Annotated in this window: 21 protein-coding genes; 9 read left to right on the top strand and 12 right to left on the bottom strand. The window is 68.8% G+C overall.

Going from position 1 to position 24,019, the window contains the following annotated elements; genetic code table 11:
* Positions 1 to 150 precede the first annotated feature (150 nt).
* Entirely contained in the window at positions 151 to 1,581 is a 1,431-nt protein-coding gene (locus tag AB0259_RS14090) for an MFS transporter (RefSeq protein WP_366223173.1), read from the top strand.
* On the opposite strand, the gene AB0259_RS14085 is transcribed toward AB0259_RS14090, so the two are convergent.
* From AB0259_RS14085 to AB0259_RS14075, 3 genes are read right to left on the bottom strand one after another with little or no spacing between them, the layout of a single operon-like run.
* Complete coding sequence (locus tag AB0259_RS14085; protein ID WP_366223104.1) at positions 1,576 to 2,181, bottom strand: GNAT family N-acetyltransferase; 606 nt, start codon at positions 2,179 to 2,181, stop codon at positions 1,576 to 1,578. The two genes, AB0259_RS14090 and AB0259_RS14085, sit on opposite strands and share 6 nt — an antisense overlap.
* On the bottom strand, positions 2,178 to 4,070 hold the full coding sequence (locus AB0259_RS14080; RefSeq protein WP_366223103.1) for a helicase HerA-like domain-containing protein: 1,893 nt from the start codon (positions 4,068 to 4,070) through the stop codon (positions 2,178 to 2,180). The genes AB0259_RS14085 and AB0259_RS14080 overlap by 4 nt, the downstream gene beginning before the upstream one ends.
* Before the next feature lie 5 nt (positions 4,071 to 4,075).
* Positions 4,076 to 4,729, bottom strand: coding sequence for a phosphatase PAP2 family protein (locus tag AB0259_RS14075; RefSeq protein ID WP_366223102.1), 654 nt, complete (start codon positions 4,727 to 4,729; stop codon positions 4,076 to 4,078).
* Positions 4,730 to 4,908: 179 nt separating this feature from the next.
* Between AB0259_RS14075 and AB0259_RS14070 the strand changes: the two genes are divergently transcribed.
* Together AB0259_RS14070 and AB0259_RS14065 are read left to right on the top strand one after the other, a co-directional pair.
* Complete coding sequence (locus AB0259_RS14070) at positions 4,909 to 5,619, top strand: DUF3105 domain-containing protein (protein ID WP_251578906.1); 711 nt, start codon at positions 4,909 to 4,911, stop codon at positions 5,617 to 5,619.
* Positions 5,616 to 6,305 (top strand): DUF305 domain-containing protein, encoded by a 690-nt coding sequence (locus AB0259_RS14065; protein ID WP_366223101.1) that lies wholly within the window; start codon positions 5,616 to 5,618, stop codon positions 6,303 to 6,305. The genes AB0259_RS14070 and AB0259_RS14065 overlap by 4 nt, the downstream gene beginning before the upstream one ends.
* Positions 6,306 to 6,370: 65 nt before the next feature.
* Here AB0259_RS14065 and AB0259_RS14060 read toward each other — a convergent pair whose 3' ends face one another.
* The 3 genes from AB0259_RS14060 to AB0259_RS14050 form a co-directional block, all read right to left on the bottom strand.
* A complete protein-coding gene (locus tag AB0259_RS14060) occupies positions 6,371 to 7,342 on the bottom strand; it encodes a carbohydrate ABC transporter permease (RefSeq protein ID WP_251578902.1) in 972 nt (323 codons plus the stop codon).
* Positions 7,342 to 8,679 carry a sugar ABC transporter permease gene (locus AB0259_RS14055; RefSeq protein WP_366223100.1) on the bottom strand — a complete coding sequence of 446 codons (1,338 nt, stop codon included), beginning with the start codon at positions 8,677 to 8,679 and terminating at the stop codon, positions 7,342 to 7,344. Before AB0259_RS14055 ends, AB0259_RS14060 begins: the two co-directional genes overlap by 1 nt.
* 108 nt (positions 8,680 to 8,787) lie before the next feature.
* Positions 8,788 to 10,122 carry an extracellular solute-binding protein gene (locus AB0259_RS14050; RefSeq protein ID WP_366223099.1) on the bottom strand — a complete coding sequence of 445 codons (1,335 nt, stop codon included), beginning with the start codon at positions 10,120 to 10,122 and terminating at the stop codon, positions 8,788 to 8,790.
* 264 nt (positions 10,123 to 10,386) lie between these two features.
* Here AB0259_RS14050 and AB0259_RS14045 point away from each other — a divergent pair, with 264 nt between their 5' ends.
* Positions 10,387 to 11,427: a LacI family DNA-binding transcriptional regulator gene (locus AB0259_RS14045; RefSeq protein WP_251578889.1), complete on the top strand. Its 1,041-nt coding sequence runs from the start codon at positions 10,387 to 10,389 to the stop codon at positions 11,425 to 11,427.
* Positions 11,428 to 11,502: 75 nt separating this feature from the next.
* Here the strand turns inward: AB0259_RS14045 and rplL are convergent, their stop codons facing one another.
* The 6 genes from rplL to AB0259_RS14015 form a co-directional block, all read right to left on the bottom strand.
* Positions 11,503 to 11,883: a 50S ribosomal protein L7/L12 gene (gene rplL / locus AB0259_RS14040; RefSeq protein WP_018186979.1), complete on the bottom strand. Its 381-nt coding sequence runs from the start codon at positions 11,881 to 11,883 to the stop codon at positions 11,503 to 11,505.
* Positions 11,884 to 11,933: 50 nt separating this feature from the next.
* Positions 11,934 to 12,422 (bottom strand): 50S ribosomal protein L10, encoded by a 489-nt coding sequence (gene rplJ / locus AB0259_RS14035; RefSeq protein ID WP_064002996.1) that lies wholly within the window; start codon positions 12,420 to 12,422, stop codon positions 11,934 to 11,936.
* Positions 12,423 to 12,819: 397 nt separating this feature from the next.
* The gene (locus AB0259_RS14030; RefSeq protein ID WP_366223098.1) at positions 12,820 to 13,797 is read right to left on the bottom strand and encodes a hypothetical protein; all 978 of its coding nucleotides are present in this window, start codon (positions 13,795 to 13,797) and stop codon (positions 12,820 to 12,822) included.
* A 211-nt stretch (positions 13,798 to 14,008) separates the two neighbouring features.
* On the bottom strand, positions 14,009 to 15,013 hold the full coding sequence (locus AB0259_RS14025; protein ID WP_366223097.1) for a sugar phosphate isomerase/epimerase: 1,005 nt from the start codon (positions 15,011 to 15,013) through the stop codon (positions 14,009 to 14,011).
* 34 nt (positions 15,014 to 15,047) lie between these two features.
* A complete protein-coding gene (locus AB0259_RS14020) occupies positions 15,048 to 16,193 on the bottom strand; it encodes a Gfo/Idh/MocA family oxidoreductase (RefSeq protein ID WP_366223172.1) in 1,146 nt (381 codons plus the stop codon).
* 82 nt (positions 16,194 to 16,275) lie between these two features.
* Positions 16,276 to 17,322 carry a substrate-binding domain-containing protein gene (locus tag AB0259_RS14015; RefSeq protein WP_251578883.1) on the bottom strand — a complete coding sequence of 349 codons (1,047 nt, stop codon included), beginning with the start codon at positions 17,320 to 17,322 and terminating at the stop codon, positions 16,276 to 16,278.
* A gap of 319 nt (positions 17,323 to 17,641) precedes the next feature.
* Between AB0259_RS14015 and AB0259_RS14010 the strand changes: the two genes are divergently transcribed.
* The 5 genes from AB0259_RS14010 (at position 17,642) to AB0259_RS13990 (ending at position 24,013) form a co-directional block, all read left to right on the top strand.
* Positions 17,642 to 19,117: a sugar ABC transporter ATP-binding protein gene (locus AB0259_RS14010; protein ID WP_366223096.1), complete on the top strand. Its 1,476-nt coding sequence runs from the start codon at positions 17,642 to 17,644 to the stop codon at positions 19,115 to 19,117.
* A complete protein-coding gene (locus tag AB0259_RS14005) occupies positions 19,114 to 20,181 on the top strand; it encodes an ABC transporter permease (protein WP_251578879.1) in 1,068 nt (355 codons plus the stop codon). Before AB0259_RS14010 ends, AB0259_RS14005 begins: the two co-directional genes overlap by 4 nt.
* A gap of 103 nt (positions 20,182 to 20,284) precedes the next feature.
* Positions 20,285 to 21,463 (top strand): ROK family transcriptional regulator, encoded by a 1,179-nt coding sequence (locus tag AB0259_RS14000; protein WP_251578877.1) that lies wholly within the window; start codon positions 20,285 to 20,287, stop codon positions 21,461 to 21,463.
* Positions 21,464 to 21,526: 63 nt separating this feature from the next.
* Positions 21,527 to 22,204, top strand: coding sequence for a YqaJ viral recombinase family protein (locus AB0259_RS13995; protein ID WP_251578875.1), 678 nt, complete (start codon positions 21,527 to 21,529; stop codon positions 22,202 to 22,204).
* A gap of 129 nt (positions 22,205 to 22,333) precedes the next feature.
* Positions 22,334 to 24,013 (top strand): MDR family MFS transporter, encoded by a 1,680-nt coding sequence (locus AB0259_RS13990; RefSeq protein WP_366223095.1) that lies wholly within the window; start codon positions 22,334 to 22,336, stop codon positions 24,011 to 24,013.
* The last annotated feature ends 6 nt before the right edge of the window (positions 24,014 to 24,019 follow it).

The raw sequence follows: 24,019 nt of genomic DNA, 5'->3' as shown, positions 1-24,019 counted from the left end.
CTCAGGGATCGGGTTTTGTCAAGGGAGACACCCCCGGATGCGGCGGCCGGAACACCTGCGTACCGTGGAGAGATGGCCAGGTCATCCCGTCATCCGGTACACCCGTCCTCCGGAGCCCTCACCCGCTCGGCCGCCCCACCTCGCCTCGACGTGGACGACGTCGTGGTCGTCGACACGAAACGGGTGCGGACCGCCATCAGCGGCACCGTCGTCGGCAACTTCATGGAGTGGTTCGACTTCGGCATCTACGGCTATCTCGCCGTCACCATCTCGGTGGTCTTCGCCGATGACCTGCCCGCGCCCTGGAACCTGCTGGTCACGCTCCTCGGGTTCGCGATCTCCTTCCTCGTCCGCCCCATCGGCGGCCTCGTGCTCGGTCCCCTCGGCGACCGCATCGGGAGGCAGAAGGTCCTCTTCTTCACGATGGCGATGATGGCTGCCGCGACCGCGCTCATCGGCGTCCTTCCGACGAGCGCGCAGATCGGTCTCTGGGCGATCGTGCCCCTCTACGTCCTCAAGATGATCCAGGGCTTCTCGACGGGCGGCGAGTACGCCGGCGCCACGACATACGTCGCGGAGTTCTCCCCCGACAAGCGTCGAGGCTTCTGGTCGTCCTGGCTCGACCTCGGCTCGTACGTCGGCTTCGCCGCCGGCGCCTCCGTCGTCGCCCTGACGACGGTGATCACCGAGTCGGTGTGGGGCGAGACCGCGATGACCGATTTCGGCTGGCGCATCCCGTTCCTCGTCGCGATCCCGCTCGGCATCGTCGCGATCTGGTTCCGCCTCAGGATCCCCGAAACCCCCGCGTACGAGAACGCCGCCGAGACCGAGGGGGACGTGGACCGCGACGACCCGCTCGCACGCCACGGCATCGGCGGCATCCTCCGTCACCACTGGCGCGAGGTGCTGATCGGCATCGCGATCGTGGCGGCGACGAACACCGCCGGGTACGCCCTCACGAGCTACATGCCGACCTACCTCGAGAAGGAGGTCGGGGTCTCGAACCTGGGCGCCGCCGTCGCCACCGTCCCCGTGCTCATCGTCATGTCCGCCTGCCTGCCGTTCATCGGCACCCTCAGCGACCGCATCGGCCGGCGACCCGTCTACATGATCGCCGCCGGCTCGACGATCGTGCTCATGATCCCGGCCTTCGCCATCATGCAGATCGGCCAGGAGTGGGCGGTCTTCGTCGCCCTCGGGATGGTGGCGATCCCCGTCGCCTTCTACGTGGCGGTGTCGGCGTCGACGCTGCCCGCGCTGTTCCCGACCGCCTCACGGTTCGGCGCGATGGCGATCGCCTACAACGTGTCGGTGTCGCTGTTCGGGGGCACCACGCCGCTGTTCAGTCAGGCGCTCATCGACGTCACGGGGAACACCTTCATGCCGGCGTTCTACATCATGTTCTTCGCCCTGCTCGGCGGCATCGCCCTGCTGTCGATGAAGGAGACCGCGAAGCGGCCGCTCCTGGGCTCGGTGCCCACCGTCGAGACGCGCGAGGAGGCGATCGAGGTCGTCGAGCGTCAGGACGAGGACCCGCTCATCGACACGTCGACGATGCCGATCCCGATGCACCGGTCATAGCGTGACGCCGTACGCGCGCGACCCGGCGGGCGACGGCAGCGGCGCGAGGCCGAGACGCGTGTAGAAGGCCATCGCCCCGGTGTTCCCCCCCGACGCCACGAGGTGCAGCCCCGAGACCCCCCGCTCGCGCAGGGCGGCGAACAGGGTCTCGATGAGGCGGCGGCCGGCACCCTTGCCCTGCGCGAGCGGCAGCAGATCGATGTGCAGGTGCGCCGGAAACTCCGCGGCGTACCGCTCGGGCTTCTCGCCGCGACTGTAGGCGTAGAGGAGAGTGCCGTCCTGCCTCGTCACCTCTCGCTCGGGCTTGGGCCACCGGTGGAGGTGGCGCGGCCACCAGTCGTCGTGGAACCACCGCTCGAAGGCATCGGTGTCAGGCGCGGCGACGACGTATCCCGACACGGTGCCGTCCTCCTCCTCGACGACGAAGGCCAGATCGGGGTGGCGCTCGACGTAGGGCAGCACCCAGATGTGCGCCCAGATGGCGTCGTCCTCGAAGATGCCCGTCGCGTCGCCACCGGCATCCGCGGTCCGCAGGCAGATCTCCGCCAGCGCGGGCTCGTCCCCCGGTCGGAAGGGCCGGATGCGGGATGCCGCGCTCACCGGCGGCCGTTCCCGAACACGCCGCGGATGACGCTGCCGATGATCGTCTGCGTCGTCTTGGATCCGAGGATCTGCTCGAGCGGCGAGGACTCGGCGCGACGCGAGGTCCGGGTCCTGCCCCCGGTGCTGCGCAGGATCCGGTCGTACTCGCGCTGCGCATCGCGCTCGGCCTTCTCCTGCGCCTTGTCCATGGCGGCCTTCTGCTTCGCGTACTCCGCATCGGCCTTCGCCTTGTCGGCGGCGGCCTTCGCGGCATCCGCTTCGGCGTCTGCGGCGGCCATCTTCGCGGCGAGGATCTCGCGCGCGGACTCGCGGTCGACCGGCGTGCCGTAGGTCGCCAGCAGCGGCGACGCCGCGACGGCGGCCTGCACGGCGGCGGCGGGAGTCGGGGACATGAGCCCCTGCGGTGCCCGCAGACGCGTCCACGCCACGGGTGTCGGTGCGCCCTTCTCGTTCATGACGGTGACGATGGCCTCGCCTGTGCCGAGCTCCTGCAGGACCCGCTCGAGGTCGTAACCAGACGTCGGATACGTCCCGACCGTCGCGCGCAGGGCTTTCGCGTCGTCGGGGGTGAAGGCGCGGAGGGCGTGCTGGATGCGGGAGCCGAGCTGCCCGAGCACGTCACCCGGTACGTCCTTCGGGGTCTGCGTCACGAAGAAGACGCCCACCCCCTTCGAACGGATGAGGCGGACGGTCTGGACGATCGCCGCGGTGAACGCCTTCGACGCGTCGCGGAACAGCAGATGCGCCTCGTCGAAGAAGAACACGAGCTTCGGCTTGTCGGCATCCCCCACCTCGGGGAGGATCTCGAACAATTCCGCCAGCAGGTACATGAGGAAGGTCGAGAACAGCTCGGGCTTGTCGGCGATGCCGGGCACCTCGAGGAGCGAGATGACCCCGCGTCCGTCCGGAGCGGTGCGCAGGAAGTCGCGGACGTCGAACTCGGGCTCGCCGAAGAAGACGTCGGCACCGCCGTCCGCGAACGCGATCAGTTCGCGGAGGATGACCCCCGCCGTCGCCGAGGAGAGGCCGCCGAGCGTCTTCAGCTCGGTCTTGCCCGCGTCGCTGGTGAGGTGGGTGAGCACCGCCCGCAGGTCCGACAGGTCGACGAGCGGCAGTCCGTGCGCGTCGGCGTAGTGGAAGACGAGGCCGAGACTCGACTCCTGCGTCTCGTTCAGCCCGAGCACGCGGCTCAGCAGCAGCGGGCCGAATCCGGTGACGGTCGCGCGGACGGGGACGCCGGTGCCGATCCCGCCGAGTGCGAAGTACTCCGTGACGGATGCCGCGGGCTCCCACGCCTGCCCGATCGCCTCGGTGCGGGCCAACAGCTTCGGGGTGGACTCGCCCGCCGTGGCGACCCCCGTCAGGTCGCCCTTGATGTCCGCGGCGAAGACCGGGACGCCTTTGGCGGCCAACTGTTCGGCGAGCCCCTGCAGAGTGCGGGTCTTCCCCGTGCCGGTGGCCCCGGCGACGAGGCCGTGACGGTTGGTCATCGCCAGCGGGATCCGGATCTGCGCCTCCCGGACAGGGTCGCCGTTGACGAGCGCACCGAGGTCGAGGGTCGCCTCCTCGAACGTGTAGCCCGCCACGATCCGCGCGACCTCGTCGGCATCGAGGGGACCGCTCGCGGACTCCGAGGCCGCCGGGGCGGCGCCCGCGACGGGCTCCGTCGACGCAGCGGGCCTCGCCGGTTCGACGGGCTCCGTCGACGCAGCGGGCTCGGGTGCCGCGACGGAGTCCGTCGGCGCGGCATCCGTGTGCGTCCGCGCTGCCGCCGCGCGGGCGGCGGCCAGTGCCGCCTGCGCCTTCGCGAGCTTCAGCTCCGCCTCTGCGGCGGCGGCCTCTGCCTCGAGACGGGCGAGTTCGGCGGCGGCTTCCTCGGCGCTCATGCCGCTCAGCCTAGCGAGAGCCGGCGCTCGCGTTCGCGGACGACCGGGATCGTCAGAGCCGCGGCGACGAGGAGCGTCGTGGCGACCCCCAGCACCGTCCCACCCAGCGTGTCGGTCAGCCAGTGCGCGTGCACCTGGGTGCGACTGAACGCCATGAGCAGCGTCCACGCGAGTCCGACGACGACCACCCAGACGCGGGGAAAGAGGATGACCGCGACGGTGGCGATCACGGCGGCGTTCGCCGTGTGACCGGACGGGAACGACCCGTGGTCGGAGATGACAAGCATCTCCTCGGGGCGGACCCGACTGAACAGTCCCTTGAGGAACTGCACGACGAGGGCGCCGGCGATGGACGCCGCGAGGAAGAAGACGGCACCCCAGGGCCGCCGGAACAGGAACAGGAGCGCCGCGCCCGCCAGGGGCACGACGTACGTGCCGATGACCCCGGCGCCCAGGACGTTCATCAGCAGCGCGACGGGACGGATGCCGGGCAGGAACGTCGCCACGTAGCTGTTCCACCACGCGTCGAGGTCGATCAGCTCGGAGTCCGTCGACTCGACGGCGATCCCGGTCGCCACAGCCGCGACGAGGAGGATGGCGCCGATGACCGCGAGGCGCAGACCGATGCTGATCTCATGTTCGTGCGTGGGGACCGTCATCGCCCCATCCTGGCCGACATCGTCATCCCGGACGCACCCCTTGCGCGCGCGGGACTCCATGCCTCCCACGTCACGAGACGCTATGAAACCCGCTCCCCCAGGGCTCGTGCAGATGCAGGCGAATAAAATCTTCGGGAGCGCGCCCGCGCCCATTCATCCCGACCGACGAGGCCACCCCCATGACCCCGAACGATCCCACCGGCAAGCGGACCAGCGGCAACCCCGCGACGCAGGCGCAGCTGAACCTCACCGTGAAGCAGCAGCGCGAGCAGCAGAAGCAGCAGAAGCTCGCCGAGTATCAGCGGCAGCTCGCCAAGCGCCGCCGCACGAAGACCACCTGGTGGATCGTCGGCGCCACCGCCGCCGTCGTGATCGTAGGCCTCGTGGTCGCCTCGGTCGTCCTCACTCCCCGCCCGGTGACCGTCGCGCGCGGTGACGGCGACGGCTCGGGCATCTCGGGTGTGCAGACCTTCGAGCACACCGCGAACCACGTCGAGGGCGCCGTCGACTACGAGCAGACGCCTCCCGCCGGCGGCGACCACAACGCGGTGTGGCTGAACTGCGGCGTCTACGATCAGCCCGTCCCGAACGAGAACGCCGTCCACGCCCTCGAGCACGGCGCCGTCTGGATCACCTACGACCCCGCTCAGGTCGACCAGGCCGGTATCGACGCCCTCGACGCACAGCTGCCGTCGGACTACACGATCCTCTCGCCCTACGAGGACATGGACACCCCGATCGCCGTCAGCGCATGGAACGCCCAGCTCAAGGTCGACTCCCCCGACGACGAGCGCATCGGCGAGTTCATCAAGGCCTACTGGCGCAACGTCAACGGTCCCGAGCCGGGTGCCGCGTGCACCGGCGCCCTGGACGCACCCGGCAAGCAGTGACCGACAGCACCGTCGACGACGAGCCGGGCGTCGGGCGCACCCTCCCGCCCTGGTGGGTCCTGGTGCTCGTGGGCCTCGCCATCGCCGCGGTGGCGTTCGCGATCGGTCGCTTCTCGACGTTCGGCATCGCCGGCTCGACCCCGGGTGAGGGCTCCGCAGATGCGGGTTTCGCCCGCGACATGCAGATGCACCACGCGCAGGCCGTCGACATGGCGATGACCATCTACGCCGAGACCGAGGACGACGAGCTCCGCGCCCTCGCGTACGACATCGCGACCGGGCAGTCGTCGCAGCGCGGCGAGATGCTGGACTGGCTGGTCCGATGGGGGCTGCCGCAGTACGACGATCAGCCGATGGCCTGGATGGCGGCATCCGATTCCGCCGGCCACGCCCATGGCGGCAGCGACGGCGAGCCGCTGTCCGACGAGGAGGTCCGCGAGCAGATGGGCATGGCCTCGGATGCCGAGTTGACCGCGCTCAAGACGGCCACCGGTCAGGAGGCGGACTGCTCGTTCCTCACTCTGATGATCCGCCACCACCAGGGTGCGATACCGATGGCGGAGGCCGCGGTCGACCTCGCCTCGGACGAGCGCGTCCGCACGGTCGCCGAGACCATGATCAAGGGGCAGACGTTCGAGATCCAGGCGATGACCTCGATGCAGGAGCGCCTGGGCTGCGGCGACTGACCCGCAGACGAACGAAGAGGGGGATGCCGGTGACCACCGGCATCCCCCTCTTCGTCGTTCGGGGCTCAGCCCTTCGTCGCGCCCGCGAGCAGGCCGCGCACGAAGAAGCGCTGCAGTGCGAAGAACACGATCAGCGGCACGATGATCGAGATGAACGTACCGGCCGACTGCAGGAACCAGCGGTTGCCCCAGGTTCCCGACAGCGAGTTCAGCGCCTGCGTGATGGGCAGGGCGCCGGGCGAGGCGAAGATCGTCGCGACCAGCAGGTCGTTCCAGACCCACAGGAACTGGAAGATCGCGAACGAGGCGATCGCCGGAGCGGCCAGCGGCAGGATGATCCGGAAGAACACCTGACCGTGACCGGCGCCGTCCACGCGCGCCGCCTCGATGACCTCACCAGGGATCTCCGCGATGAAGTTGTGCAGCATGAACGTCGCCAGCGGCAGCGCGAAGATCGCGTGCGCGATCCAGACGCGGGCGAAGCTGTACTGCACGTCGTTGAGACCGAAGCCCGGGAAGATCGGCACCTCGTTGATCGTGAGGCCCTCGGAGAAGAGGGACAGCAGCGGCACGAGCGCCATCTGCAGCGGCACGATCTGCAGGGCGAACACGAAGACGAACAGCGCGCTCCGCCCCTTGAAGTCGATCCACGCGAACGCGTAGGCCGCCAGCGCCGCCATGACGATCGGGAACACCGTCGCGGGGATCGTGATCGCGAGGGAGTTCACGAACGCCGCGGCCAGGGTGGTGGAGGTGCCGCCCGAGTTCAACGCCTCGAAGTAGTTGTCGAGGGTGAAGTCGGGGTTCGTGAACACCGTCCACCACCCGGTCGACTGCGTGTCGGCTCCGGGTCGGAACGAGGTGACGAAGAGGCCGAACGTCGGGATCGTCCAGAAGATGGCGATGATCACGGCCGCGATCGTCGCACCCTTCGAGGTCAGCTTCCTGTGGGCGATCGCCTCGTTCTTGCGGGTGTCGCGCGCGACCTGACGGGCCGTGCGGTTGTCGACCGGTGTGGTGGGTGCTGCGACGGTCATCAGCGGATCTCCCTCTGCTTGGCCATCGATCGGGCGTTGTAGATGATCAGCGGCAGGACGAACAGGAACAGGACGACGGCCAGGGCCGACGAGTGCCCGTAGCTCTGGAACCGCTGCTGCTGGTTGACCATCTCGAAGCCGAGAACGGTCGTCTCATCGCGACCGCCGGTCATGACGGCGACGATGTCGTAGACCTTCAGCGAGGCGATCGTGATGGTCGTGAGCACGACGATCAGCGACGAGCGGATGCCGGGGACCGTGACGTTGCGGAATCGCTGCCACGCGTTCGTGCCGTCCAGCTGCGCCGCCTCGATCTGCTCGACGGGTACCGCCTTGATGGCCGCCGACAGGATCACCATCGCGAAGCCGGTCTGGGTCCAGATGAAGACGACGAGAAGCATGAGCGTGTTGATGACCGGCTTGATGGCCAGCCACTGCACCGGGTCGCCCCCGAAGGCCGTGACGATGGCGTTCAGCAGACCGACCTGGTCGCCCTGACGCGCGTCGTACATGAACTTCCAGATGATGCCGGCGCCGACGAACGAGATCGCGACGGGCATGAACACCAGCACCTTCAGGATCTTCTCGCCGCGGGCGCGGTCGATGAAGACGGCGTACGCGAGGCCGATCACGACCGAGATCGTGGGGGCCAGAAGCGCCCACAGCAGGGTGTTGACGACCGACGCCGTGCCGGTCGGGTTGGTGAACACCCAGATGTAGTTCTCGAGGCCGACGAACTGGTCGCCCGACTTGTCGAAGAACGACTTGAAGATCGTCGAGATCGCCGGGTAGATGAGGCCGAGGATCAGCATGATGCTGGCCGGGGCCATGAAGAGGATGAGCTGGAACAGGTAGCCGGCGCCCTGCCGGGAACGGAAGTCGGCGAAGAAGAGCAGTCCACCGACCAGGAGCGCGATCGCGACGACGTACACCACCGCGTTCGCGTAGGGGCGCAGCAGCAGGAACGCCAGCAGCGGGATGATCAGGCAGGCCGCCAGCCGCATGATGAAGTAGCCGCGGCCGGGGCGCGGGGCGAACTCGATCAGGACCAGGATGATCCCGACGACGATGCCGAAGACCACCAGGATGACGGGGATCTGGACGAGCGGGTTCAGTCCGCCGAGCCAGAGGAAGAAGCTGTTGAGCGAGAACCCGATCGTGATGCGCGAGGATTCCTCGCTGGACGCCGTGAAGGCCAGCAGGAGTGCGACGGCGACGATCAGGACGAACCCGACGGCGACGACGATACGGGTGACCGCGCGCCCCTTCGGGTCGGTGGCATGGGTGGTGACGGGAGGTTCGGTGTCGACGGGCCTGTCGACGGTCGTCTGCGACATAGGTGTCCCCTTCTGAGTACAGCGACGTACCGGGCGGAGTGGATGGGAGAAGCGGGGCCGGGCGTCTCAGCCCGGCCCCGCTCGGCTCAACCGATCGTCACGAGACGATCAGTTCTCGTAACCGGCCTGGATGTCGGAGAGCACCGTGTCGGTGTCCTTGCCGTCGATCCAGTCGACCATGCCCTTCCAGAACGAGCCCGAGCCCACCGTGGAGGGCATCAGGTCGGAGGCGTCGAAGCGGAAGACCGTCGACTCGTCCTGGAGCGTCGTCATCGCTTCCTTGAGGAACTCGCTGGAGGCGAGGTCGGGGTTGGCGTTCTTGTTGGCGGAGATGACACCACCGAGCTCGACACGAGCGTCGGCGAACTCGGGAGAAGCCATGAACTCCAGCACCTTCTGGGTGGACTCGTCGTCCGAGAAGCCGGCGACGAACTCGCCGCCACCCTCGACCTGGAGCTCGCCCTCGGTGTAGCCCGGCATGATGAATGCGTAGACATCGCCTTCGGGCGCGACCTCGGGGGTCTGGCCGTCCGCGGTCTGCACGTCGAGGAAGTTCGCCGACAGGAACGACGCCTGGTGGGTGAGCGCGCAGTCACCGCTCGCGACCGCCGCGGCCACGTCACCGAAGGCCGTCGAGTTGATGCTCTTGACGTCGCCGTAGCCGGCGTTGACGTAGTCGGGGTTGAGAAGGATGTCGCCGACCGCGTCGAACGCGTCCTTGATCTGCGGGTCGGTGAACTTCACGTCACCGGCGACCCACTGGTCGTACACGTCGGGTCCGGACTGGCGCAGGACGAGGTCCTCGATCCAGTCGGTGCCGGGCCATCCCGAGGCCGCGTCGGAGGCGAATCCGGCGCACCACGCGGGTCCGCCGGTGGTCTCGACGATCTTGTCGGTCAGGGCGATCATCTCGTCCCACGTCTTGGGGACTTCGAGACCCCACTCGGCGAACTGCTTCGGGGAGTACCAGACGTATCCCTTCAGGTTCGCGAGCATGGGAGCTGCGTAGAACTCGTCGTCGAACGTGCCGTAGTTCTTCCAGTCGGGCGACCAGTTCTCGTCGACCGCGCTCTCGACGGCGTCGGATGCCGGGAGCACCTTGCCGGTGTCGACGAGCGTCTTCAGCAGACCGGGCTGCGGAACGATCGCGATGTCCGGGGCGTCGCCGCCCGTGACCTTCGTGACGATGTTTCCTTCGAACGACTTGTCGCCGGTGTACTCGACCGTGATGCCGGTGTCGGCGGTGAACTTCTCGAACGACTTGTTGAGGGCGTCGGCCTCACCGCCGGTGATGCCTCCGGCGATGCGGACGGTCGTCTTCGCCTCGCCGCCCGTGCCGCCCTCGCCCTCGGTGCCACCTTCTGCACACCCGGCCAGCACCAGTGCTGCCGCGCCCAGGAGGGCGACCGGGGCAAGAAGACGGTATCGCTGTGACAATGCCATGTACTTCTCCTCTTTCGGGATCATCGTCCACCCAGAGGAGCCTTGGCCGCATCCTTGGGGAACCGATTCCAGGACAACCTACTGTTCCACGGGCCGCGACACAACAGCGAAATATCAAGGTTCTGCAACCATTAGAGTGTCGCGGGTCCGACTCCGTGGGATCGCTCTCACGGCTCGCGGCCGGAACCGGTTCCGAATTGCCCGCTCAGGCACTACGCTGAGTGCTCGACCGAGGGGACGGTCGGACGGGGTCGAGGAGGACCGATGAGCACCATCGCCGACGTCGCACGTGAGGCCGGCGTATCGAAGGCGACGGCCAGTCGTGCCCTGACGGGCAGCACCCAGGTATCGGCCGACGCGCGCCGGCGTGTGCACGAAGCGGCCAACCGGCTCGGCTACACGCCGTCCACCAGTGCCGTCAGTCTCGCGACAGGGCGCACCCGCAACGTCGGTGTCGTGATGCCCCACGTCAATCGGTGGTTCTTCGCCGAGGTGCTCGAGGGCATCCAGGAAGCCCTGTTGGAACGGGGACTGGACCTCACGCTGTACGACGCGGACCCGGGCAGCCAGACCCGCCGCCGCGTGTTCGACGAGTTCCTCACCCGCAAGAGGTTCGACGGGCTCATCGCCGTCGGCCTGGAACCGGCCGAGAGCGAACTGGACACCCTCCTCTCCCTCAGCCGGCCGGTCGTGAGCGTCATCGGTACCGAGCGCAGCACGAGCGTGGTGACCCTCGACGATCCGCACGCGGCCGCCCTGGCGACGGCGCACCTCGTCTCACTGGGACACCGGCGCATCGCCTTCCTCGGAGGGACGTCGGCGTCGCTGTGGCCGCACGTGGAGTCCGCCCGCTACGAGGGCTACGAACGCGAGATGCGCGAGTCCGGCCTCGCCGACCACATCACCCGCACCCCCGCCGAACTGACGATGTCGGCCGGGTACGCCGCGGCGGTCGATCTGCTCAGCGACCCCGCGCAGCGACCGACCGGGCTGGTCGCCGCGTGCGACGAGGTCGCCATCGGTGCCATCATCGCGGCGCGTCGTCTCGGCATCCTCGTCCCATCCGATCTCAGCGTCATCGGCATCGATGATCACGAGAACGCCGAGATGTTCGCGCTCACGACACTGCGACAGGTGCCCCGGGAGCAGGGCGCGACGGCCGTGGAGCTGCTCATGCGCCACATCGAGGACCCGACCGCCGAGCCGACGAGCGTCATCATCCGCCCTCGGCTGGTCGTCCGGAACTCGACGTCCACGCCCACCGGGGCCTCGAGCGCCGCGGTGCGCGACGCCGCCTGGTCCTGACACCAGGCATCCCCCGGAAACGGCCGAAGGCCCCGGATGCCGAAGCATCCGAGGCCTTCGGAAAGGTGCGGGACCTTACTTGACGGACACCGTCGCGCCGGCGGCCTCGAGGGCCTCCTTCGCCTTGTCGGCGGCTTCCTTGTTCGCGCCCTCGAGCACGGCCTTGGGAGCACCGTCGACGACGGCCTTGGCCTCGCCGAGGCCGAGCGAGGTGAGCTCGCGGACGACCTTGATGACCTGGATCTTCTTGTCGCCGGCAGCCTCGAGGATGACGTCGAAGGAGTCCTTCTCCTCAACCTCTTCAGCAGCAGCGCCACCGCCGGCACCGGCAACGGCGACGGGGGCAGCAGCGGTGACGTCGAACTTCTCCTCGAACGCCTTCACGAACTCGCTGAGCTCGACGAGGGTGAGGCCGGCGAACTGCTCGAGCAGCTCCTCGGTGGAAAGCTTCGCCATGATGTATCTCCTAGATATGTGGGGTGTGTGTAAAAGAGCTCGCTCGTCGCTTACGCGGCGTCAGCGGTCTCCAGCTTTTCGCGAAGCGCGTCGATGGTGGCGGCAGCCTTGCCCATCGTCGCCTTCATCATGCCCGCAGCCTTCGCCAGCAGAACCTCGCGGCTCTCGAGCGAGGCGTACTTGTTGACCTCGTCGGCCGAGAGCGCGTTGCCCTCGAAGATGCCGCCCTTGATCACGAGAAGCGGGTTGGCCTTGGCGAAGTCACGCAGAGCCTTGGCAGTGGCGACGAAGTCGCCGTGCACGAAAGCGACGGCCGACGGACCCTTGAGGTCCTCGTCCAGCGCCGTGATCCCCGCGTTGTTCGCGGCGATCTTGGTCAGCGTGTTCTTCACCACGGCGTACTGCGCGTCCTGACGGATCGCGTTGCGCAGCTGCTTGAGCTGGGCAACCGTCAGACCGCGGTACTCGGTCAGCAAGACGGCGTTCGAGTCCTCGAAGTTCTTCGTGAGCTCGGCGACCGATGCATCCTTCTGCGCCATGGTCACTCCTTGATGTGTACGAGACGTCCCGCGGTGGCGGAGCGTCGGCCTCGACGGTCGGGCTGCATGAGAAAAGCTCCGGCGCAAGCGCACGGAGCTTCGGCCCGGTTTCCCGGAAGTCTGTCGTACACCTGCGCGGGCCCCTGCGATGCAGAGCTTCGATCGATGTGCGCGAGCGCACGCCGATGACCGACGGTCTTTGGCTTGTGCACCAGTGTACGCCGCGCCCGCGCGCGCACCAAATCCCGGCATCCGCTCTGCGCCGGCGTCTCGGCTCCCGGCGGCGACATCATGTGCTCTGGTCGAAAACACACCTCCGGAACAGTCCAGAACGTATGCGCTCGTCGAGAGCACATGATGTGGGCAACGGGAGGAGCCTGGCCTCGACGCCGGGGGCTCAGCAACGGGGTCGGACGTGGAAGGCGGCCAACCGGGCGGCGAGCGCGTCCGGCGTGCTCAGGTCCGCCCAACCGATGCGGACGAGACGCTTCTGCGTCACGCCTCGGATCCAGTCCTCCCGCTGCTTCTCCAGGAGCAGGATGTCATCCAGGTTCCGACCGGCACGGAGCGCCTCATCGCGGTACTTCACCGTGCCATCGAACTCGACGAAGACACTCTCCTCCTCCAGTTCGATGTCCACGCGGTAGTCCGAGCCTCCGGGCCCGCGCACCGGCACTTGGAGCGCGAAGCGGGTGAAGCCGATCTCGGCGAGCATCCAACGCGCGAGGCTCTCTCCGGTGCTCTCAGCCAGCGGGTTCGCGAAGGCGATCACCGCATCTGCGCGAGCAGCACCGCGAGACCCGCGCTTGCGTCGGCCGATCTCGAGCGCACCCTGACGCAGGCGTTCGCCCGCATCGGGATCGTCGGATTCCGACTGCGAGATACGCAGCGCGGCGTCCGCCGCAGCGACCGCCGCAGACGGAGGCAGGATGCGGCACACGTCCCAGAGCGTGCGCGCCAGTGTCGTGCAGGGCACGCCGAGGCGGACGGCGACCTCTGACGGCTCGAGGCGGTCTGCGTGTCGACGCAGCCCGAGCCGACTGGTCATGCGGTCGTCCCCCGGCATGCTCGCGTGGACCGCGTCCGGCTCATGTCGGGCGAGCGGGAGCCCCCACAGCACTGCCGCGGACTGGTACGAGAAGACGCTCGTCCCGTCCTTCATCTCGCCGTCGACCGCGGCGATTCGAACGAGGTGACGTGCCTCGGGCCAGAGTTGCTCGAACTGTTCGCTGGCGACGTAGCGGTTGCGTTGGACCCTCAGCATCCGGCCGCTCTTCACGGCAGCCGTGATGTCCCTCGACCGCCAACCGGCGCGTTCCAGCGAGGCGCGGTCGAGGATCAGCCCGCGGGCTTCCGAGAAGGAGATATGGCGCATGCGGCGAGCATCCCGCGCGTCGCTCCGTCGTGGCCGAACGCGCTCCTCGACTGCGGAGACCAGGCGCACCTTGCCGCTCGGTGGAGAAGGAAGCGACTGCCCACATCATGTTCTCCGGACGAGGGCACACGTTTCGTACGGTTCACGGCGTGTGATCTCGGCCAGAGCACACGATGTGGACAAGAAGCAGCGCGAGCGGATGCGTCCGGGGTCAGTGCGACGAGAACGCGGCGTCGAAGGCCGCGGCGGACGGCTCGTACGTCGAGAGGCGGCGGACGAAGGCGAGCGCCTCGGGGGCGCCGACGAGGCGGTCCATGCCGGCGTCCTCCCATTCGACCGAGAGCGGGCCGGTGTAGCCGATCGCGTTGAGCATGCGGAACGCGTCCTCCCACGGCACGTCCCCGTGACCGGTGGAGATGAAGTCCCAGCCGCGGCGCGGGTCGGCCCAGGCGAGGTGCGACGAGAGCCGCCCGTTGCGTCCATTGCCGAGGCGCTTCTTCGTGTCCTTGCAGTGCACGTGGATGACGCGGTCGCGGAAGTCCCAGAGGAACGACACCGGGTCGAGGTCCTGCCACACCATATGGCTCGGATCCCAATTCAGCCCGAAGGCCTCGCGGTGACCGATGGCCTCGAGGGCGCGGTGGGTGGTCCAGTAGTCGTACGCGATCTCGGACGGGTGGACCTCGTGCGCGAATCGCACGCCGACCTCGTCGAACACGTCGAGGATGGGGTTCCAGCGGGCGGCGAAGTCCTCGTAGCCGGCGTCGACCATGTCCTGCGATGCCGGCGGGAACATCGCGAGGTACTTCCAGATCGAGGATCCCGTGAAGCCGGTGACGATGTTCACCCCGAGCTTCGCGGCCATCCGTGCCGTGTCCTTCATGCCCTCGGCCGCGCGCCGGCGCACGCCCTCGGCGTCGCCGTCACCCCAGACGCGGTCGGAGAGGATGTCGCGGTGCCGCTGATCGATCGGGTCGTCGCACACCGCCTGGCCACCCAGGTGGTTCGCGATGGCGTGCATCTGCAGGCCGTTGCGCTCGAGGATCTCCTTCCGACTGCGGACGTACGCGGCGTCGTCCCATCGGGACACGTCGAGGTGGTCGCCCCAGCAGGCGATCTCGAGTCCGTCGTACCCCCACTCCCCCGCGAGGCGCGCGACCTCCTCGAAGGGCAGGTCTGCCCACTGGCCGGTGAACAGGGTGATCGGTCGCGCCATTGCGGATCCTTTCTCGGATGCGGGGGTCCCGCGGTCAGTCGTTCGTCTGCACCCAGCGGCTCTGGTCCGCAGAGCTGCGCTCCACCGCGTCGAGGACACGCTGGACGTGCAGGCCGTCGGCGAACGACGGCCGTGGCGCGGTGCCCTCGGCGATGGCCGTCGTGAAGTCGACGACCTGGTGGGAGAAGCCGTGCTCGTAGCCGAGCATGTGGCCGGTGGGCCACCACGGCGACAGGTAGGGGTGGTCGTGCTCCGTGACGAGGATGCGGCGGAATCCGAGTTCGGTCTCAGCCGCGGTCGCGTCGTAGAAGTCCAGTTCGTTGAGCCGCTCGAGGTCGAAGGACAGCGCACCGCGCGTCCCCGACACCTCGACGCGCAGCGCGTTCTTGCGACCGGTGCGGTAGCGCGTCGCCTCGAAGGACGCGAGGGCTCCGGAGCTCAGCCGCCCCGTGAACAGCGCGACGTCGTCGACGGTGACCCGCCCGCGCTCGGTGCTCGCGGTGCCCGAGAGCCCGATGCCCTCCCCGAGCAGGGGGCGCTCCTCGACGAGGGTCTCGACGATGCCCGAGACGCTGTCGACGGTCTGCCCCGTGATGTACTCCGCGAGATCCACCGCGTGCGCGCCGATGTCGCCGAGCGACCCCGAGCCCGCCTTCGCCCGGTCGAGACGCCAGGTCATCGGTGCCTCCGGGTCCATGAGCCAGTCCTGCAGGTACTCCGCCCGCACCTGACGGACCTCGCCGATCCTGCCGGCGGCGACCAGGTCGCGGGCGAAGGTCGCGGCGGGCACCCGGCGGTAGGTGAAGCCCACCATGGCGCGGATGCCCCGCGCCGCAGCGCGCTCCGCGGCATCCGTCATCGCCTCGGCCTCGGCCACGGAGTTGGCCAGCGGCTTCTCGCAGAGGACGTGCTTGCCGGCGTCGAGCGCGGCGATCGCGATCTCGGCGTGCGTGTCGCCGGGGGTGACGATGTCGACGACGTCCACGTCATCGCGTTCGATCGTCGCCCGCCAGTCGGTGGAGGATTCCGACCATCCCCACTTCGCTGCGGCAGCGGCGGTCGAGGCCGCGTCGCGCCCGGTCACGACGTGCATGACGGGATCGAGCGGCAGGTCGAAGAATCTGGGGGCGACCCGCCAGCCCTGCGAGTGGGCGGCGCCCATGAAGCCGTGGCCGATCATCGCGACCCGGAGCGTGTCCGTCATGTCGGTGTCCTCTCGGAGATGGTGGGGGCGCCCACGCACCGGGCGCCCCCTTCGATGATCACTCGAACGAGAGGTCGATGTACTGGTCGACGTTGTCCTTCGTGACCACCGGAGCGTCGAGGACGATCCGGTTCGGGATGCCAGGGGTGATGATGTCCCCGAGCGTCTTGTTCTGAGCGATGAGGCGCGCCAGCGCGACGCCGTCGGCCGCCTGGGTCGACGGGTAGATGACCGTCGCCTTGAGGACGGTGTCGTCGGCCTTGATGGCTTCCATCGCGGCCTTGCTGCCGGCGCCGCCCATCATGAAGAACTCGTCGCGGCCTGCCGAGTCGATCGCGGCCATGACGCCGATGCCCTGGTCGTCGTCGTGGTTCCAGATGGCGTCGATCTTCGGGTTGGCCGACAGCAGCTGGGAGGCCGCGGACTCGCCGCCCGCGACCGTGAAGTCGGCGGCGACACGGGCGGAGACCTCGAGCCCGCAGTCCTCGAGCGCATCCTTGAAGCCCTGGGAGCGGTCCTGGGTGAGCGGAAGGGAGTCGATGCCGGCGATCTCGGCGACGACGGCGTCCGACTGCCCCTCGAGCTGCCCGCAGATGTAGGTGCCCGCCGAGACCCCCATGCCGTAGTTGTCGCCCAGGATCGTCGCACGAGCGGCGAACGGGCTCGAGAACTCTCGGTCGACGTTGATGACGGGGATGCCCGCCTCCATCGCGGCGATGGCGGCCTCGGTGAGCGCGGCGCCGTCGGTCGGCAGCAGGACGATCGCGTCGACACCGTCGTTGACGAAGGTCTCGACGGCGGCGATCTGAGCGATGGGGTCGTTGGTCCCCTCTGCCGTCTTCAGCTCGACGTCGTCGAAGCTGGCCGCGGCGTCGGCTGCGCCGGAGTTGATGGCGCCGAGCCATCCGTGATCGGCGGCGGGGCCCGAGAAGCCGATCGTGACGGTGTCTCCGGTCTCGGCGTTCTCCTCGGCCGAGGTCCCCTGGTCGACGACGCTGTCCTCATCGGCGCCGGTGCCCGTACAACCAGCCAGCAGGCCGATCGCGGCAGCGGCGGCGACGCCGGTCAGGACGAGGCGCGTCCGGGCGGTCATGCGTGAGCGCATGTCTTCCTCCTTGAATGTGATGCAGCTCTGGTGTGAAGCGGCCAACGCGCCTCTCGGTTTCGAGTCCACCTGCGAGGAGGGTCAGCGCTGACGGGACGAACATAACAGAATGAATGTTGGATTCGTCAACTTTTGTTTCTGAGTCGACAGAAGTCTCGACACCGGGATCAAGGCGGTTGTCGGGTGTCTGCGACGCGGATGCCGCGATCCGTGCCCACACGTGCGGGGATTCTGAGTCTCGCGCCGCTCGAAGTCGGCATGTTATGTTCACCGCGTGATCAAAGTCGACCATGCATCGTCATTACTCGACGTCCGGGGGGTGACGAAAGCCTTCGCCGGCGTTCGTGCGCTCCGCGGCGTCGACCTCGAGGTCCGCGCCGGCGAGGTCCACTGCATCCTCGGTCAGAACGGGGCGGGCAAGTCGACGCTCATCAAGACGCTCGCGGGCGTCCATCGGCCGGACGAGGGCGAGATCCGGTGGGCAGGCGAGGTCGTCGAGATCCCGGACCCGGATGCCGGGCTCGCCCTGGGCATCGCGACGATGTACCAGGAGCTCGACGTCGTCGACGGCCTGACCATCGCGGAGAACATCTTCCTCGGCCACGAGCTGTCCCGCGCCGGGTTCACCCGACGCGGCGAAGCCGCCGCGAGGACCCGTGACCTCCTCCGCCGGCTGGGACACGGAGGCCTCTCCCCCCACGTCGAGGTCAGCCAGCTGAGCGCCGCCAACAAGCAGATCGTCGCGATGGCCCGCGCACTCTCCCACGACGTGAAGCTCATCATCATGGACGAGCCGTCGGCCGTCCTCGACACGCACGAGGTCCAGAACCTGTTCGGCGTCGTCCGCGAGCTCACCGCCGCCGGGATCGCCGTCGTCTACATCACCCACCGACTCGAGGAGATCCGCCAGATCGGCGATCGCATCACCGTCCTCAAGGACGGCAGGACCACCGCGACGGGGCTGCCGGTGGCCGACACCCCGACACCGGAGCTCATCCGCCTGATGACCGGCCGCGAGGTCGCGAACGTGTTCCCCCCGCACGCTCCCCTCCCCACCGACGCCCCCGTCGTGCTGGACGTGGACGGCCTCTCGCTGCGCGGCGTGTTCGAGGACGTGTCCTTCCAGGTGCGCGCCGGCGAGGTGGTGGGCCTCGCCGGGCTCGTCGGGTCGGGCCGCTCCGAGATCCTCGAAACCGTCTACGGCGCCCGTCGCGCGACGGCCGGCACCGTATCGGTCGCCGGCCGTCGACTGCGGCGGGGCTCGGTCGTCGACGCGGTCGCCGCGGGCGTCGGACTGTCGCCCGAGGAACGCAAGAGCCAGGGGCTCGTCCTCGACGAGCCGATCTCGATGAACGTGAGTCTCCCCTCCATCCCGCGATTCGCTCGCGCAGGATTCCTGGACTTCCGCGCGGAGCGGACCGCGGCCCGGCAGCAGATCGACGCCCTGGAGCTCCGGCCCGCAGACCCCGATCGTCCAGCGCGGACGCTGTCCGGCGGCAATCAGCAGAAGATCCTGCTCGCCCGTTGGCTCGTGCACGGGACCCGGGTCCTCCTGCTCGACGAACCCACACGCGGCGTCGACGTCGGTGCCCGCGCGGAGATCTACGCGCTCATCCGGCGGCTCGCCGCCGAGGGCAACGCGGTCGTGATCGTCTCAAGCGAGATCGAGGAGGTGATCGGCCTGTCCGACACCGTGCTCGTCGTCGCGGAGGGTCGCATCCTCTCCACCGTCCCCTCCACTCAGATCGACGAGCACGCAGTGCTCGACCTCGTCATGAAAGGAACCGCCGCGTGAGCGAGCAGACCACCGCGGGGGCGGACACTCCCCTCACCCCGACAGAGCCCACGACGACGACATCCACCGTCGCCACGCCGGATGCGCCGATGTGGCGACGCATCCTCTCCGGCTCCGTCGGGCGCAACCTCGGCCTCGTCCTGGCGCTGCTCGTCCTCGTGGTCGTGGGGGCGGCGACGGCACCGGACACCTTCCTCGGCCTGTCGAACATCATGGTGATCCTCCGTCAGGCGTCGATCGTCGGAGTGATCAGCATCGGGATGACGCTCGTCATCATCGCGGGCGGGATCGACCTGTCGGTCGGCTCGGTCCTCGGCCTCGCCTCGGTGGTGGGTGCACTCGCCGCGGTGCAGGACCTCGCCGACCAGACCCACTGGATCGTGATGGTGGTCGTCGCCCTGGCGGTGGGCGTGTTCGCGGGACTGCTCAACGGCATCGTCATCGCCTACGGAAACGTGGTCGCCTTCATGGCGACCCTCGCCATGCTGGTGGGCGCTCGCGGACTCGCCGAGATCCTCGCCGACCGCCGCACCCTGCAGGTCGGCGGGCAGCGGGAGTTCATCACCTTCATGAACCTCGACATCCTCGGCGTCGACATGCTCATCTGGATCTTCCTCGTGGTCGCCGTCCTCGGCTGGGTCCTGTTGAACCGGACGACCTTCGGGCGACGCACGGTCGCGATCGGCGGCAACCGCGAGGCGGCGCGCCTGGCCGGCATCGACGTCAAGCGCCACGTCCTGTACCTCTACGCCCTCTCGGGACTCTGCGCAGGCATCGCCGGTGTGATGATCCTCGGCCGCACGACGGCGGGCACGTCGGTCAACGGTCAGCTCTACGAACTGGACGCCATCGCCGCCGTCGTGGTCGGCGGAACCCTCCTGATCGGCGGCCGCGGCACGATCACGGGCACCGTGCTGGGTGTCCTGATCTTCCAGACCCTGACCAACGTCTTCATCCAGAACAACCTCACGTCGTCGGTCCAGGCCGTCGCGAAGGGCGTCATCATCGTCGTGGCGGTGCTGCTGCAGCAGCGGTTCGCACGCCCCGCCGGCCGCGCGTCCTGAGCCCTCGCCCCCGGCGTCACATGCACGGCGCCCAGGACCGCCGGGGGGGACAATTGACGACAGCCGGGGCCCGCCGGCAGCAGGACCTGGAAGAAGTGACCCGATGACAGACTCCCCCTCCCTCGCCAGCGGTGTCAGCGAGCTCTTCCAGCTGCTGCGCGACGGAGTACCGCGCACCCGGGCAGAGCTCGCCAAGTCGACGGGGCTCGCGCGCTCGACGATCGCCGCGCGGGTCGACGAGCTGATGCGGATCGGGCTCGTCACGGCGGTCGCCGACAAGGTGTCGACCGGCGGGCGCCCACCGTCCCAGTTCGCGCTGAACCCCGGCGCGAAGGTCGTCATCGCGGCCGACCTCGGCGCCTCTCACGCGACGGTGGCGATCGCCGACCTGGCCGGGACGATCCTCGCGGAGTTCTCCGAGCGGATCGACATCGCCGACGGACCGGATGCCGTCCTCTCCTGGCTCCTGGACGGCGCGCGCAGACTGCTCGCCCAGGTCGATCGAGACGACACCGCCGTCGCCGCGATCGGCATCGGTGTCCCGGGACCCGTCGAGCACTCCAGCGGCAAGCCGTCGACCCCGCCGATCATGCCGGGGTGGGACGGGTTCGACATCCCCGGCTGGCTGCAGGCGCACATCGCCGTGCCGGTGCTGGTCGACAACGACGTGAACACGATGGCCCTCGGCGAGCGCGCGACGGCCTGGCCGTCGGTCGACAACCTCCTCTTCGTCAAGATCGCGACCGGCATCGGGGCGGGTCTCATCTCGGACGGACACCTGCAGCGCGGCGCGCAGGGCGTCGCCGGCGACATCGGGCACGTCCACATCGCGCGCGGCGGGGATGTGCCCTGCACGTGCGGCAACCGCGGCTGCCTCGAGGCGCTCGCCTCGGGTCCCGCGATCGCTCGGAGCCTGCGCGCGATGGGGGTGGAAGCCCACACCGTGGGCGACGTGGTCGATCTCGTCAAGAACGGCAACGTCGACGCCATCCAGGCCGTCCGGCAGGCCGGGCGCGACATCGGCGAGGTGCTCACGACGTGCGTCAGTCTCGTGAATCCGTCGGTCATCGCCATCGGCGGGTCGATGGCCCGTGTCGGCGAGCACCTCATCGCCGGCGTCCGCGAGGTGGTCTACGCCCGCTCCGCTCCGCTGGCCACGGCGCATCTGTCCATCGTGCAGTCGGCGACCGGCGCCGAGGCGGGTGTTCTGGGCGCCAGCATCCTCGCCGTCGAACATGCGCTCTCGCGGGACGTGCTCGCCGCCGGCGTCGCGACCGTCTGACCGGGCGACGGCCGCGCGGCGGGTCGGGTACGTCGTGCGGGAGGGGCGACTTAGGATCGACGGGTGACCCCCGAACTCGCCGCCCGGATCGTCGCGGACTCCCGCGACCGGGTGGCGTGGATGCGGGCCCGCTCCCGCGGGATCACCGCGACCGACGTCGCCTCCCTCACCAGTGAGAAGGCGATCTCCCGGGCCGCCGAGGCCAAGCTGAACGGCTCGGGATTCAGCGGCAACGCCTACACCGACCACGGTCGGCGTCGCGAGCCCGAGATCGCCGCATGGGTCGCGGCGACCCACGGCATCCGCCCGTCGTCGGCCCTGTTCCACGCCGAGATCGAGAAGCGGCACCTCGCGACACCGGACGGGATCATGGTGGATGCCGCCGGCCGGGTCACACTCGCTGAGATCAAGACGACCAACAAGACCTGGAAGTCGATCCCGCGCACGTATCTCCGCCAGGTGTGGTGGCAGCAGCACGTCCTCGGCGCCGAGCGCACGCTCGTGGTGTGGGAGGAGCACCAGGATTTCGTTCCCCTGCGGGACGAGCCGCGGTGCGCCTGGATCGACCGTGACGAGGCGGAGATCGGCTCTCTCGTCCGACTGGCCACCGCTCTGATCGACGAGCTCTACCACCGCACGACCGGTAAGACTCCGCCGGTGCGCGAGGTGGCCGCGCCTGTCAGTCGTCGCGAGCAGCTGCGGGAGCGCGACATCTTCCGCGCCCTCGCCCTCGCGGACTGACCCGCGCCGCCCCCTCTGCCCGCGGGGGCTCTTCGGCGCGCCCTCATCACAGATGGTTGACGCGGATCAAACATCGGCATATAGTTGACTTCAATCAAATGTTGACTTGAATCATCTAACAGGAGTTGCATGACCACCTCGACCCCCACCGCTGCGCGCCGGGTCCTCGCCCCGCTGTCGGGGCTGCTCCTCGGCATGTTCGTGTCGATGATCGCCTCGACGGTCGTCTCGACCTCGCTGCCCGTCATCATCCACGACCTCGAGGGCGACCAAGGCGCCTTCACCTGGGTGGTGACCGCGACGCTGCTCACCACAGCGATCTCCACCCCGATCTGGGGCAAGCTCGCCGACCTCGTGAACCGTAAGGCGCTGTACCAGATCGCACTCGTCATCTTCGTGCTCGCCACCGCGGCGGCCGGATTCGCCCAGGACCCGGGAACGCTCATCGCCTTCCGCGCCGTGCAGGGTCTCGGCGCCGGCGGCCTCGCGGCCCTCAGCCAGGTCCTCATGGCCGACATCATCAGCCCGCGTGAGCGCGGCCGCTACATGGGCCTGTTCGGCGCCGTCATGGCCGTCGCGACCGTCGGCGGACCTCTGCTCGGCGGTGTCATCACCGACGCGTTCGGATGGCGCTGGAACTTCTTCGTGTCCCTGCCGATCGCCGTCGCGGCACTCATCATGGTGCAGCGCACCCTGCCCCACTCGAGCGTGAGCAGCCGTCGGCCGAAGATCGACTACCTCGGCATCGTGCTGCTGTCGACGGCGGTCTCACTCCTGCTCATCTGGGTCACCAGCGCCGGCTCCAGCTTCGACTGGTGGGGCATCGAGACCATCCTCATGGTCGGTGGCGCCCTCCTCGCCGCGGTGCTGTTCGTGGTCGTCGAGCTGCGCACCAGCGAGCCCCTCGTGCCGCTCACGCTCTTCCGCGATCGCACCTTCACCCTGGCGGTCGTCGCATCGATCGCGACGGGGATCGCGATGTTCGGCGCGTCGGTCTTCCTCGGCCAGTACATGCAGATGGCCCGCGGTGCGACCCCGACCGAGGCCGGTCTCATGACGATCCCGATGATCGCGGGACTGCTGCTCTCATCGGTCGGTGTGGGTGCGCTCATCACCCGATTCGGTCACTGGAAGCCGTACCTCGTCGTGGGCAGCATCCTGCTGACCGCGGGGGCATCGCTCCTGTCGACGATCCACTACGACACCGACTTCTTCCTCGTCTCGGTCTACATGTTCCTGCTGGGCGCGGGTGTCGGCATGACGATGCAGAACCTCGTCCTCGCCGTGCAGAACACCGCCAAGCCCTCGGAGATCGGCGTCGCGAGCTCGGGAGTCACCTTCTTCCGGAGCCTCGGCGGCACGGTCGGCGTCTCACTCATGGGCGCGGCGCTCGCCGCACGGGTCACCGACCTGTTCGGGGGCGCGCAGGAGAAGATCGCCGCGGCTCTGACCGCTCTCGGTCCGGAAGGAGCGACCTGGGCGAAGCAGCTCGCCTCCGGTGCCCTCCCCCGCGTGGCCACCATGCCGGAAGGTCTGCGCGTGATCGTCGAGGACATCTACGCCCAGGGCATCTCGTCGGCGTTCCTCATCGCCGTACCGTTCGGCGTGATCAGCATCCTGGCCGTGATCTTCCTGCCGAACCGCAGCCTCAGCACCATGACGACGACCGAACGTCGCCAGGCGTCGGAAGCCGACCTGGCCACGGTGTCCGTTCCCGCGGGAATGGACGCGGTCACCGCGACGGCCATCGTCCCCACGATCGTCTCGGATGCCGCGACGGACGAGCCCGCGGCGGAGGCGCGTCGGTAACATGGA

Origin of the sequence: Microbacterium sp. NPDC080005, from assembly GCF_040702445.1 — a bacterium.
GTDB classification, from domain to species: domain Bacteria; phylum Actinomycetota; class Actinomycetes; order Actinomycetales; family Microbacteriaceae; genus Microbacterium; species Microbacterium oleivorans_D.
The sequence above is the reverse complement of the archived record's forward strand: the minus strand, read 5'-3'. Positions and strand labels throughout refer to the sequence as shown.